Source organism: Pelagimonas sp. (assembly GCF_050633425.1).
GTDB lineage: Bacteria > Pseudomonadota > Alphaproteobacteria > Rhodobacterales > Rhodobacteraceae > Pelagimonas.
Map to the genome: position 1 here is coordinate 1 of NZ_JBOEGM010000048.1, position 12,360 is coordinate 12,360.

A 12,360-nucleotide genomic window follows, 5' to 3' on the forward strand; every position below is an offset into this window, starting at 1 on the left:
CTTGTATGGTTTGCCATCCGCACCCAAAATCGGATTGTAACTGGCGTTAATCCAAACTTCTTCGCCGCCCTTCCCAAAGCGTTTGAATTCACCAGCACAGAACTCACCCATAGCAAGTTTCATCCAGAAGTCCTGATAATCATCCGTTTTGGCAAACTCAGGATCGCAAAAGATTCGGTGATGTTGGCCAGCGACCTCATCTAGACTATAGCCGACGGTCGATAGAAAATTCTCGTTGGCAGTAATAATTGTGCCATCTAGTTCAAATTCAATGACAGCCTGAACTCGATCAATGGCCGCCACGACGCCTTTTAGATCCATTATATTTAGATCTTCTGACGCCTCTACTGCTGTGTCTTTCGCACCCATAACATATGCCTCACATAGATTGATACCCCAGGCGCAGGATGCATCACGATTCTTAACAGGAACTTTCCGATATTCGGATCTGCGCAATCTTGTGTTTAAGATTCGTTGAAAATTGGGTTGCTATTGAAACGCATGAATGCCACCAATTAGGCCCCGAGGCACTGTCTTGAAAAAAACTGTCGGAAAACCCACCTGTGTCGAGTTATGCCCCACTGGTCAGCACGTGGGTTGAGGCGGTCGTAAGTAAGCCGCGCGTTTGGTAAAGAACGGAATTGAGGTGAATGTCTGTTATGAACGCTTTAGCCTTTTACGGGCTGGTTCAGATATGTGACGCCAGACACCCGCACAGGTATTTTTGTGCGGGCGTGATATGTGATCTGGATTTGAGAGCAACCTGCGACTGATAGAAAAGTTTTTGAAAATCAGCGCGTTCGGGCTTTGGACCTTACGCCGTGGTCTTCACGTTTTCAGGCAAAGCATCTACGCCGCCCACTGCGTCCAAAACGACACTGGGGTTCCAATAGTCGCGATACTGAACAATTTTGCCATCCCGCACCCGGATGACATTGATGTATTTCTGATCATAGGGCAGCCCGGTTTTAACGCCAACGCCGTTGCGCGCATGGAATTCCAAGATAACAAGTTCCGGGTCTGTACAGCGGTATTGCGCGGTTTCAACCAGTTCTTCGATGGTGAAAAACTCAGGCACAACCGGCATATAGTTTGCGACTGCCTGACGGCCAAATATGCTGTTTGACCCGCCTGGGGCGTAGGGCGCTTCAAATTCCACGTCTTCGGCACACATGTCGGAAAAGCTATCGGCCGGAGATAACAAATCGCCAATGCTCTTGCGCAAGAGGTTGGTCAAAGGGGGAAACGGATCGGGTGCAGACATTGTAAAAGTCCTTTGAAAGTGTTGAAGGAAGGTCGTTGGGGCCATTGCGACGCAACGGCTATTCTCAGCCGATGAGAATTCGAGGAGGGCCTTTGGGCCGGCCCTAGACCCGAAACGGGCTTGAATGGTCACGCTTTCGCTTGAACCTGATCACTGGCCGTTTAGGCGCGGGCTTTCAAAAGCGCACTGTCTCCCAGTGCAGCCTGTGCGATCAGCGGGTTCCAGTAGTCGCGATAGCAACTGATGCGACCATCAAGGAAATCGATCACCGAAACATAATCTTGATCATAACGCGCGCCACTGGTCTTGCTGGCCCCCATACAGCTGAACTCAAGCACTGCGCTGCAACGATCTTGGGAGATTAAACTCCGTTTCACCGTCAAGACGTCGATGCTGAGCACCGTGCCGACGATCGACAGATAGGTTGCCAGCGCGGTTTTGCCTTCGATACGCTGCGTGCCGTTTGGGATTGGGAAGGGGAACTCAAAGACTATGTCATCCCGCATCATCTCTAGAAGAGTCTCCGCATCTGGCGAAAGCATGTCATCATCCAAGGCATGCCGCAGGAGGGATGAGAGCGACGAAAATCGCGTTTCATTGTCGGTGCCTTGCGCTGTCATGGTCATTGTCTCGGTCCTATGTCGGTTTGTAGAAACGAAACTGGCCCATGCCCGACCCATTCGGTAGGGTGAATTAATAGATACACCCTATCAGATATGGTGATAAATGGACCGCAGAGATTTATCAGATCTTCTGATCTTTCAGGCCGTCGCTGAGGCCGGAAGCTTTACCCGCGCGGCGGCAAAAATCGGCCGGGCGCAATCAGGCGTGAGCCAAACGATTTCGGAGCTTGAGGCGCGCCTGAACGTGCCATTGTTGGCGCGATCGACCCGTAGTGTAAGGCTCACCGAGGCAGGCCAACGCCTTTTGGAGCAAGTCGCCCCCGCTCTGCGCCAGATCTCTGATGGGTTAGACATTGCGCGGGCGGGGCAAGATGGGCTGACGGGAACCCTGCGCCTCACTGCGGTCGCCCATGCCGCCAAGGACCTGCTTGTGCCAGCATTGCCCTCGTTCCTTGAAGCCCACCCGAATGTGTCGGTCGATCTGCACGTCAGCGACAAATTTGTGGATGTGGTCGCCGAGGGATTTGATGCTGGCGTCCGTCTTGGCTCACACCTTGAACAAGACATGATCAGCCTGCCGCTGGGACCCAATATTGAAACGGTGGTTGTGGGATCGCCAGCCTATTTTGCGCGCCGTGGTCGTCCGCAGTCGCTCGAAGATCTGGCGGAACACACCTGCATCGGGGCGCGCTCCGCCAGCCACGGCGATATCTTTGCCTGGCCGTTTCAACAAGCCGAACGTCGGATAGAGATGCGTATCGATCCACAGTTCGCGACAAACGATGCATCAATCCTTATTGAAGCAGCCCAAAACGGGTTGGGTCTTGTCTGTACCTTTGCGCCCCTGGTGGCGGCGCATTTGGAAACCGGCACACTTGAACCATGCCTAGAGCCCCATTGCGTGGCATCTCCCGGATACCACATTTACTACCCAAGCCGCCGTCAAAAATCTGCAGCTCTGACTGAGTTGATCAAGGTGTTGGAACTCCGACGAAAAAGATAACGTCGTCTGTGGCGCCGAACTTTGGCCCATCACATCCGGCCAACTTTGACTGTCTTGAGATGCTGAGCCCTTAACAAGGGCGCTACAAACCTGACATCTGACGGGTTTGTGGATCAACCGCTGATGCCTCCTAGTCAAAGGCCGTCGCGCGAACAAAGGGGCATTCGCCTTCTCTGCGCCATCCCGGTTTGTTGGGGCCCCTTGTTCTCCAACCCAAGCAGCGGCGAGCACATGTCAGACACGCAAGGTTGCTGGCTCACACAGCGACACAACCCTCACAAATTCGGTCAAAGATAATAAGATACCGAGTTGCCTCAGACCAGCAAAAGCTCACACGGGTCACTCTCAGCAGATGCGTGGAAGTTGCTCTCCGACCAGCATATCGACCAAACGTGTGCCGCCAAATATCGTGGTCATAGTGACGCGACCAACCGGGCCTTTGCCGACTTTGCCGATCACCACTGCGCCTTTGCCCGCAGCAGTTGCACGCAGCGCGGCAAGCGCGGCATCCACCTGATCGGGGGGAACAAACATCACCATCGTTCCTTCGTTCGCAAGATAGAGCGGGTCAAGGCCCAGCACTTCGCACATGCCTTTGACCTCGGCCCGTAACGGCAGTTTGGCTTCGTTGATTTCAATGCTGACGCCTGCGGCCTCGGCCATTTCATTGAGACAGGACGCGACACCGCCCCGTGTCGCGTCTCGGGCCGCGCGCAGGTTTGGGGCTGCTGCAATCACGGTCTCAATCAAATCATTCAGGCTTTTACAATCGGACGTGATGTCTGACGTCAGCGCCATGTCACCACGGGCCGCCAGAATGGTCGCGCCATGATCACCAAGGACGCCATTGACGATGACAACATCATCAGGGCGAATGTTCCGGGCGGCCATGTCGCGCCCCTGCGGGATCACCCCAACACCGGACGTTGTCACAAACACCTTGTCGGCAGAGCCGCGTTCAACAACCTTGGTATCGCCTGTCACAATCCGGACCCCGGCGGCGCGGGCCTCGGCCTCCATCGAAGCCACAATCCGACGCAACAAAGCAATCTCGCATCCTTCTTCGATGATAAAAGCCGCAGATAGCCACAATGGCTTGGCCCCACCGACAGCCAGATCATTGACTGTCCCACATACCGCGATTTTTCCAATATCACCGCCCGGAAACTCCGGCGGCGTGACAACAAAACTGTCAGTGGTAAAGGCCAGTTGCGCTCCGGTTTCCTTTAACGCGTCCGCCATCAGACGCGCCTGATCTTCATCTCCGGGGGGCTGGAACACATCTGTGAACACCTCCTCGATCAGGTCACGCATCGCCTTACCGCCACCGCCGTGCGCCATCGTCACACGCTCGCCACGCAGGCGGGTCGCTTTCTGGGGTATGTTCATGTTCATTCGACCATCTCAACAGCACCATATTGAAAATAGGCGGCACAAGCCCCTTCTGAGCTGACCATCAAGGCACCTAGCGGCATCTCAGGTGTGCACCCTTTGCCGTATTGTTCGCATTGATAGGGCTTGATCCGGCCTGTCATCACCTGACCACAAGCACAGCCCTCAGGCTCGGCAATCACTCTCGGCCCTGCCCCGTATCCGACACCAAATTTCTCTTCTGCATCATAGGCCTGGTACGCGTGGCGAATACGCAGACCACTTGCGTCAATCTCTCCCAATCCGCGCCATTCAAAGGTCGGGCGCGGCTCATATACATCTTCGATCGCAGCAATCGAGACCGGGTTCCCCTGGTCTGGCACCACGCGGGCATATTGGTTTTCCACCTCAGCACGGCCATCGCGAATTTGGGTTAGAACCATGAGCACCGATTGCAACAGGTCAAGCGGCTCAAAACCCGCCACAACAATGGGCTTGCCATAGTCCTGGGCGATAAAATCATAAGGATGCACGCCAATTACCATTGACACATGCCCCGGCCCGACAAACCCGTCCAGCACCATATGCGGGTCATCAAGCAGCACCTTAATCGGGGGCGGGACTGTGATATGGTTGCAAAAGACACTGAAATTAGGGAGCTCTTCCCGAGCTGCCTGCTGAATCGACAACGCGGTAGAAGGCGTTGTGGTTTCAAACCCCAGCCCAAAAAACACGACCTCACGGTCTGGATAACGCCGCGCCAGTTCCAGAGCGTCCAGCGGAGAATAAACCATTCGGATATCCGCACCATCTGCCTTGGCCTGCAATAATGACTTGCCCGTGCCCGGCACCCGCATTGCATCACCAAAGGTGGTAAAGATAACCTCTGGCCGCTCGGCAATCTGGACACATTCGTCGATCCGCGACATCGGCAACACGCACACGGGACATCCGGGGCCATGGATAAACTCGACGCCTTCCGGGGTCAGTTTGTCCAACCCATAGCGAAAGATCGCGTGCGTATGCCCTCCGCAAATCTCCATGATGTGAATGGGCTTTTCTTTTGTCGCGCCTATCTCGTCCACCACCTTTTCAATAGCGGCCAAAACCGATTTCGCCGCCACCGGATCGCGGAATTCTTCAACGTATCTCATGTTGTTCCTCCAGAGCCGCGTCGCCCTGTGCCATTGCTTCCAGTGTCTCCTGCGCCTCGCCCAGACCGCGCAGGGCCTCTAGGGTTTTCTGCGCCTCCTCCTCGTCGATCACGCTCATGGCAAATCCAACATGGATCAGCGCCCATTCCCCAACCAATGTTTCAAGTTCAGCAGGTGCCACGCACGCGATTGACACCTCGCGACGCACGCCCGACACATCCGCCATCGCCATCAGGCGCGCAGAATCCGTGATTTCAATGATTTGCCCTGGTATTCCCAAGCACATGGTTCAACTCTCCTCGGGATGCGTGTGTTTTGCAGGCTGCACAACACCATAGCGGTCCAGTTTGGACCTCAGACCAACACGGCTAAGCCCCAACTCTTCTGCAGCACGACTTTTGTTCCATTTCAGGCGCGTCAGGGTTTCACGCAGGATGCGCGCCTCCATCATCTCCACCCGGTCTTTCAACGTGCCCCCCGCCGAAAGCACCTCAGCCGCGCCCGCCTCTGGGGTTACAGAGGGGTCCGCCTGCAGAATATGGCGCGAGATCAATTCAGGCCCCAATGCCGGTTCCTGAGCGCACATCAACATACGCGTCAGCTCATTATACAATTCGCTGAGATTTCCAGGCCAGTTGTAATTCGTCAGGAACTCAAGAGCGAGATCCGTCAACCCTTCGACCGGTTTGCCGTGCTCGGACGCAATGTCGAACAATAACGCCTGGGTCAAAACTGGAAAATCTGCGGTCCGGGCGCGCAGGGGTTGCAAACTAAGCTCAGCAGTGGCCAGCGCGTAGTACAAATCATTGCGAAACGTGCCCTTGGCAACCGCCGCAGCGAGATCACAATGTGAGCCAACGATCAACCTGACCCCGGTGCTCTGGGTTTCTGTACTGCCCAATTGCTCAAACCGCCCCTCGACCGCAACCCGCAGGAGCAACAGTTGCATTTCCGGGCTAAGAGACTCGACCCCATTCAGAAACAGCGTCCCCTGTGAGGCCTTTTGCAGCAGCCCCATTTTCGCCGTCGGGTTATCTGGCCGCGCCCCCCGTTTGGCCCCCAGAAGCTCAATCCGCAAATGGTTATCCGGCAAACCGGCGCAGTTCAGTTCAAAAAACGACTGGTCGGATCGCAACGAGGCATAGTGCATCGCACGCGCCATCATGTCCTTGCCGGTTCCCGCCTCGCCGCTGATCAGGACCGGCACATCAAAACTGGCGTATTGCCGTGCCAGCTCGATTGTCGCGTTCATTGGTGAATTGGGCGCGCGGAGTATCTTTTCGAACCCCAGCCCTTCGCGCAAAATCTTGCGGCGGGCTTCCAATTTGCTGTCGGCGGTGCGCCCGATAAAGCGCATCTCGAGCGACATACGGTCATGATCCCGAGTCAGAACAAACAGTTGGGATGCGTTTTTGGCCGTCAACAAAAGCCGATCCGGGTGCCAGGGCTTGGTCACGATCTGATAGATGCCCGCCTCATTGATGGCGGCAATCATATCGTTGGTTTCGGTATATCCGGTGATGATGATCCGCACGGTTTCAGGCCAACGTTCCCGCACTTCCGACAGAAACTCCACACCAGAGCGCCCCGGCATCCGGTGATCGCAAAAAATCACCTGAACAAAATTCTCTTCCATCACCCGCGTGGCTTCGTCGGCATCCAGCGCTGTCAGACACTCAAAGTCGTCTTCCAACGCCAGACGCATCGCCGTCAGCGACTGTTCCTCGTCATCCACCAAAAGAAGGGTCGGCAAGTTGGTCATTCCGCTGCGTGTCCAACGGCTTTTTGTTGCAGATTGCCCCGGAGCCATGCCAGCCAATCGTCCATCCCTTCGCCGGTTTTGGCCGAGACCCGCAAGATTTCAATATCAGGATTCACACGGCGCAGATTGGTCTCGTATAGGTCCAAATCGACATCACAATACGGGGCAAGGTCGATTTTATTCAGAACAGCCAGCCGTGCGGCTGTGAACATATCTGGGTATTTCAGAGGCTTGTCCTCGCCTTCTGTGACAGAAAGGATAGCCACCTTGCCATCCTCACCCAAATCAAAGGCGGCGGGGCAAACCAGATTTCCAACATTCTCGATGAACAAAAGTGCGCCTTTGGGAAGGTCGAGATGTTCCATGGCGTGGCCAACCATATGACCATCCAGATGACAGCCCTTGCCAGTGTTGACCTGAACAGCAGGGGCACCGGTTGCCCGAATGCGGTTCGCATCGTTCTCAGTTTGCTGATCACCTTCGATCACGCCAAGAAGCACATCGCCTAGCCCTTGAATTGTCTTGCACAACAACGTTGTTTTGCCCGAGCCGGGAGAAGAAACCAAGTTGACTGCAAAGATGTTATGCGTCTGCAAGACAGCGCGATTTGCTTGGGCGTAGCGGTCGTTCTTGCTGAGGATGCCTGTCTCGATCTCGATCAGGCGTTCCTGAGACATGCCCGCAACTTCGACACCGGCGGGGCCGTGGCCATAGTGTTGGTGATCATGGTGATGCCCCTCATCATCGTGATGATGGTGATGTTCCCCGCCATGGCCGTAATCGTGCCCGTGGTCATGGCTCTGACCGTGCACCTTTGTTTCACCATCCCCACATCCGCACACTGTACACATTACGCAACCTCCAGATCTTTTATTCGCATTTCATCGCCGCCCTGAGGCATCAGTTTACCGCCGCCACAATCGGGACAAGGGTCAAGGCGGTGGTCAATCTCCACCTCTTTCATACAATCATAGCACATGGCCCGGCCCGGCAGATCAATGGTAATCAACTCAGCACCTTCGGCGACCGATCCCCGCATCACCACGTCAAAGGCAAAATGCAGCGCATCCGTTTCAACACCCGCAAATCGCCCGATTTCAACACGAACCTTGGCGATCCGGGTGACATTGTGCTGCGCAGCCTGATCTTCGATCACACCACGAATACCTTCGCAAAGCGACATTTCATGCATAACCGACCTCCCGCAATTCAAGTGGTATACAAGGATCAAGAATGTCTAACAGAAGCGTCATGAGCGGATGATCAACAGGTCGGTCCAGAGAGGCAAGTGATTGATCCAGAACGCCCCCTGACACCAGAAGGTGATCGGTTGGCGTGACACGGCGAAACCTCTTTATGCGACCCTGTTCCACACGCACCTCAATGGCATAAAGCCCACGTGCAGCGGGCACAACAACGACCTCATCAGGTCGCTTTGTCCAGGCGGGCAATGTCTCGTTCACACAGCTTTCCATATCAAGGGCTATGGCGGTCGCCCGCCACAATGGCCCCCTGCCATAGTCCTGTGCAATCGCTTTCATGACCGGATGCCTAGCGTGGCGGGCCGCAACAGTGTTTTCCTGTGGGAAGCGTGCCATGACGGTTTCCGGTCTCGCCAAAGGCAACACCTGCGTGCATGCCACATGCGGATCAAAGGCCGCCTTGACGGCCCCCAACACAGGCCCAAGCCCGCCCTCGGCCTCGCTGATGAAGGCCCAGAAGGCCTGTGCTGTGCGAGGCATGGCCCGTTGCGGACCAAACAGCACCTCGCGCATTTGCGATAGGTCATCCAGCCAGCCTTGCGGCAAGGCAATTGGTGCAAGGCCCAAAGCCGGTGGCCATTTCAAACACACCTTGACCACGTGATCGCGCAAGATATCGCGCCGCAGATCCTCCGCCGCATGCGTTGCAAGGGGCAAGCCCATCGCGGCGCGGGCCGCCAAGCTTTGGGCCGCACGGCACAGATTGAACACACGCGGCAGCAGATCGGCGACGTCATTGGCCTCCAGCCCCACCACCATTTCCGCAATCGGCAAAACGGCTTTGGGCCGCGCCGCGATCTGGTGAATTGGAGGGCGTGCAATGTCCATGGTTTAGGCGTTCGTCTCGGCGTCCGGGCTGCTGAGGCCCGCGGTTATGAGCGACCGACGGCTGGGTTCATCGGTCAGGAGTGGCGGCTCATCCTTGGGTTCTGGCGGGGCAAGTTCGGCCTCGCGGGCAGCGCGAATGTCGGCGGCGCGATCTGTTTCAGCGCGGTTTTCCTTTTCAAACAGCGCGACCATCACAGCCCGCGCCACGTCTTGGGCCTGCAATTGCGATTTGAATTCCCCCATCGGAGAAAACAAGGAACAGGCTTTGTATCCGCCGATCTGCTCACGTGTGTTGTGGATGAATTCGTAGTCGCCAGATGGGAAGCCGATCATTTCCTTGGTTCCGGCGGTCAAATCAGACCAACTCTCGCCCTCAGCCGGAAGCATGACAAGGTTCATGAACCAAGGCGAAATCAGCACCCCCAACGGGCGGCCATCCACCACTTCGAAGCCAACCGCCTCAACGCTGAGCAGCTTATTCACCATCGGAACATCGCGCATTTTGGCATGCCAAATCTCGCGGAAATCCGACTCAAGCCTTTGCGTAGCTTCGTTCAGGAATGTTGCCTCGGCGGAGGCCTGCGATCCGGGGTCTTCCAACACCATAAACTGTTCTTTTGGTGCGCTGCAATTTGGGCAAGACCAGTCATGGGGAAGGTCGACAAAGGCTGTGCCTGCTTCGACCTGACGAAAATCGTCCCCCTCAGCGGGATCATATGGCGTCCAGCAGATTTTGCATTCCATGATCGCAAGTGGGCTAATCTTGTCCATAGCCCCCAGAAAGCTCCCCTCAAAGCCGGTCATTGGATCGCCTCGAGCACGCTAAGAAGACGCTTGCCGCTGTCGATTAAGTCTTCCTTCGCCGCCATTGCCACTTCTGGAATGACTGTGACCTCAAACGTATCCAAGATCAGCGTATCCATTGAATTGAAGAACTGCACCCGCCAAACGTTGGGCAGAGTCGTTGATGTGACGCGGCAGTTGCCATAACCGCGCGACAGGATCGTTACAGCCCCTTCGCCAAGCGCGCGATCTAGCCAGACAAGATCTTCTTCGGTATGAGGCAGCAGCGACATGTTCACAACATGCAAGGGCGCTTGCGGATCAAAGCTTGCGGATTTGTCGTTCAATTCCACAAACAACGGGGGCGCATTTACCACACCCTGCGCCAACGGGGTCTTGCTCCCCTCGCCCGCGCGCGTTGACACAAAGGGATCTTGGGTCACACATGTCGGAATGGCCCCGACGTCTATCCAATCATCGGTTGCGCTCTTGAGCGTCCAAACGCCGGCGAAAACACTTTCCTGCACGGCAATCGCGGGCACTTGACGCACCTTTGCAGACACTTCTCCTTCGCCCAGTGTTTCGGCAATCAGGTTGCGATTGACCGCGTCCAGCCCACGCAAATCAAACTGCGCGGTGCCGCCCTCTGTCGCGATACGCGTGCAGGCGGCGGATAGGTCCCGCATCACTGACAATGCGGGTTCTATGTCTTGCTCGGCCAGGTCATCGATTTCCGGCAAACGCGGCGAATACGTGCGCATGTCTTGCGGCAGCGGCATGTATTCCAGCTTATCGTCTTCATGATCAAGCGGTTGCGATCCTGGGCCAAAGCCGGTGGGCGGCATCATAAAAGGGTTGGTCATGGTGGTCTTTCTTATTCTGCCGCAACAGGTTGCGCGATAATCTGGGTGATGCGTTCGACGTATTCGGACCAATCGCGCACCTTGGGAATGCCGCCGATCATTGTGCCCTCACGGTAAAAGATCAGGCTGGGGGTTTTTAACACACCGCTGGCCTGGCGCAGTTCGACCTCGACACTGTCGGCGGCCACGGCGCAATCAAACCGTCCCTGAAAGGCCTGACGCAACTCTGGCAAAATCACCGCAACATCCGGTGTTTCCAAATTCCGCTTCACATCGCCCGGAACAAAAATCACATGCAGCCCGTCAGCCTCGGTAAAAGCGGCGACGTCGCCCATATTCTCAAGTTGCGGGTAGTCAAACTCAGTCGTCAATCGTGTTATCAGCGGATGGGTCATCCCTGTTTCTCCTCAACCTGTGGTCTGGCCAGCATCCAATGCGGCTTGCAAATGTGCGGGCAATTGCGGCCCTTTTTCCTCGAGATCGGCAAAGGCATCGCCCAATTCCCCGCCCTGCATCAACGAGCGCAGGCCATCCAAAGCCGCCACGATCTTTTTGGCTTCGTCCAGCGTGATCACTTCACGCGAAGCGCCCAAAAACGTCAGAATCCAATCGCCTTCCTTGGCATCAGGGGTCAGGGACAGGTCGATGACCTCGATGTGACGACCATCGGTTGTGGTCGCCGCGATACCGTCAATCGCTGTGATCTGCATGGGAACGCCAACGCACATGCCCTTAGTTCTCAGCCGGGAAAAAGCGGTCATCACCGATACGGCATGCCTCTTCTTCAGAGGGGCGACCGGTTTCATAGGCGTCGCGCATGATGGCATCATCGGCAAGCAGATCAGTCTTGGTCGCACCGGGCTTGGCATGAACGCCCAGCGCCGACAGTTTGCCTAGCGCGACTTTGATGGCCGGGGCGATCTGTGCCGCGACGACATCGCGCAACCCTCCGCCGTAATCCTCGAGTTCTTCAGGCTGGCAACCGATCAGGATCAGCGTTTCCGGGCAATACCCCATGAGCTGCGCAGTCGCGATCACGTCCTGAAACCCAGTTTGATGCAGCGACATTTTCTTGGCCCCCATGAACCGGGGCACCTCTTCGTTTTCGACGATCTTCAAAGTGCCCGGCTTCAAGCCGTAGTCCACCGCGTCAAAAACCAGCAAAATGTCCGCGTCTTCCAGAAAGGGCAAAAGGTACAATCCCTGCGTGCCGCCATCCAGTACGGTCACGTTTTGGGGCAACGACCAATTGCGAGCGAGCGTTTCCACACAACGGACTCCAAAGCCCTCATCTGCCCATAGAACATTCCCAATGCCCAAAATCAGCACTTTGGCCATCACGCCTTCTCCCCCCTGACTTACCAGCCGAAAACCGCTTTCCGGTATCGGTCAATGAGGAGAGTAACTTTCCGGAACTCGGGGGAAACCGATTTTATCATTTAGATGA

General features: G+C 55.9%; 16 protein-coding genes. 1 reads left to right on the forward strand and 15 read right to left on the reverse strand.

Annotation, left to right across the window (positions count from 1 at the left end; translation table 11 throughout):
* The 3 genes from ACRBB0_RS26005 to ACRBB0_RS26015 all read right to left on the reverse strand — a co-directional run.
* The coding region (locus ACRBB0_RS26005; RefSeq protein ID WP_431377381.1) for a PAS domain-containing protein at positions 1 to 369 on the reverse strand (369 nt) is incomplete at its 3' end.
* Positions 370 to 814: 445 nt separating this feature from the next.
* On the reverse strand, positions 815 to 1,264 hold the full coding sequence (locus tag ACRBB0_RS26010; RefSeq protein ID WP_431377382.1) for a nuclear transport factor 2 family protein: 450 nt from the start codon (positions 1,262 to 1,264) through the stop codon (positions 815 to 817).
* A gap of 161 nt (positions 1,265 to 1,425) precedes the next feature.
* Positions 1,426 to 1,890 carry a nuclear transport factor 2 family protein gene (locus tag ACRBB0_RS26015; protein ID WP_431377383.1) on the reverse strand — a complete coding sequence of 155 codons (465 nt, stop codon included), beginning with the start codon at positions 1,888 to 1,890 and terminating at the stop codon, positions 1,426 to 1,428.
* A gap of 100 nt (positions 1,891 to 1,990) precedes the next feature.
* Here ACRBB0_RS26015 and ACRBB0_RS26020 point away from each other — a divergent pair, with 100 nt between their 5' ends.
* Positions 1,991 to 2,890 carry a LysR family transcriptional regulator gene (locus tag ACRBB0_RS26020; RefSeq protein ID WP_431377384.1) on the forward strand — a complete coding sequence of 300 codons (900 nt, stop codon included), beginning with the start codon at positions 1,991 to 1,993 and terminating at the stop codon, positions 2,888 to 2,890.
* 345 nt (positions 2,891 to 3,235) lie between these two features.
* On the opposite strand, the gene hypE is transcribed toward ACRBB0_RS26020, so the two are convergent.
* The 12 genes from hypE to ACRBB0_RS26080 are packed head-to-tail and all read right to left on the reverse strand — an operon-like array spanning position 3,236 to position 12,251.
* A complete protein-coding gene (gene hypE / locus ACRBB0_RS26025) occupies positions 3,236 to 4,279 on the reverse strand; it encodes a hydrogenase expression/formation protein HypE (RefSeq protein ID WP_431377414.1) in 1,044 nt (347 codons plus the stop codon).
* A 2-nt stretch (positions 4,280 to 4,281) separates the two neighbouring features.
* Positions 4,282 to 5,415 carry a hydrogenase formation protein HypD gene (hypD, locus tag ACRBB0_RS26030; protein WP_431377385.1) on the reverse strand — a complete coding sequence of 378 codons (1,134 nt, stop codon included), beginning with the start codon at positions 5,413 to 5,415 and terminating at the stop codon, positions 4,282 to 4,284.
* A complete protein-coding gene (locus ACRBB0_RS26035) occupies positions 5,402 to 5,701 on the reverse strand; it encodes a HypC/HybG/HupF family hydrogenase formation chaperone (RefSeq protein WP_431377386.1) in 300 nt (99 codons plus the stop codon). Before ACRBB0_RS26035 ends, hypD begins: the two co-directional genes overlap by 14 nt.
* A gap of 3 nt (positions 5,702 to 5,704) precedes the next feature.
* Entirely contained in the window at positions 5,705 to 7,177 is a 1,473-nt protein-coding gene (locus ACRBB0_RS26040; protein WP_431377387.1) for a sigma-54-dependent transcriptional regulator, read from the reverse strand.
* Positions 7,174 to 8,028 carry a hydrogenase nickel incorporation protein HypB gene (hypB, locus tag ACRBB0_RS26045; protein ID WP_431377388.1) on the reverse strand — a complete coding sequence of 285 codons (855 nt, stop codon included), beginning with the start codon at positions 8,026 to 8,028 and terminating at the stop codon, positions 7,174 to 7,176. The genes ACRBB0_RS26040 and hypB overlap by 4 nt, the downstream gene beginning before the upstream one ends.
* The gene (gene hypA / locus ACRBB0_RS26050) at positions 8,028 to 8,369 is read right to left on the reverse strand and encodes a hydrogenase maturation nickel metallochaperone HypA (RefSeq protein WP_431377389.1); all 342 of its coding nucleotides are present in this window, start codon (positions 8,367 to 8,369) and stop codon (positions 8,028 to 8,030) included. Before hypA ends, hypB begins: the two co-directional genes overlap by 1 nt.
* Positions 8,362 to 9,267: a hydrogenase expression/formation protein HupK gene (locus ACRBB0_RS26055; RefSeq protein WP_431377390.1), complete on the reverse strand. Its 906-nt coding sequence runs from the start codon at positions 9,265 to 9,267 to the stop codon at positions 8,362 to 8,364. Before ACRBB0_RS26055 ends, hypA begins: the two co-directional genes overlap by 8 nt.
* Before the next feature lie 3 nt (positions 9,268 to 9,270).
* A complete protein-coding gene (gene hybE / locus ACRBB0_RS26060) occupies positions 9,271 to 10,071 on the reverse strand; it encodes a [NiFe]-hydrogenase assembly chaperone HybE (protein ID WP_431377391.1) in 801 nt (266 codons plus the stop codon).
* Positions 10,068 to 10,913 carry a hydrogenase expression/formation protein gene (locus ACRBB0_RS26065; RefSeq protein ID WP_431377392.1) on the reverse strand — a complete coding sequence of 282 codons (846 nt, stop codon included), beginning with the start codon at positions 10,911 to 10,913 and terminating at the stop codon, positions 10,068 to 10,070. The genes hybE and ACRBB0_RS26065 overlap by 4 nt, the downstream gene beginning before the upstream one ends.
* A gap of 11 nt (positions 10,914 to 10,924) precedes the next feature.
* On the reverse strand, positions 10,925 to 11,308 hold the full coding sequence (locus tag ACRBB0_RS26070; RefSeq protein ID WP_431377393.1) for a hydrogenase accessory protein: 384 nt from the start codon (positions 11,306 to 11,308) through the stop codon (positions 10,925 to 10,927).
* A gap of 12 nt (positions 11,309 to 11,320) precedes the next feature.
* The gene (locus ACRBB0_RS26075) at positions 11,321 to 11,641 is read right to left on the reverse strand and encodes a HypC/HybG/HupF family hydrogenase formation chaperone (RefSeq protein WP_431377394.1); all 321 of its coding nucleotides are present in this window, start codon (positions 11,639 to 11,641) and stop codon (positions 11,321 to 11,323) included.
* Between the two features lie 4 nt (positions 11,642 to 11,645).
* Complete coding sequence (locus ACRBB0_RS26080; RefSeq protein WP_431377395.1) at positions 11,646 to 12,251, reverse strand: HyaD/HybD family hydrogenase maturation endopeptidase; 606 nt, start codon at positions 12,249 to 12,251, stop codon at positions 11,646 to 11,648.
* Positions 12,252 to 12,360: the final 109 nt, after the last annotated feature.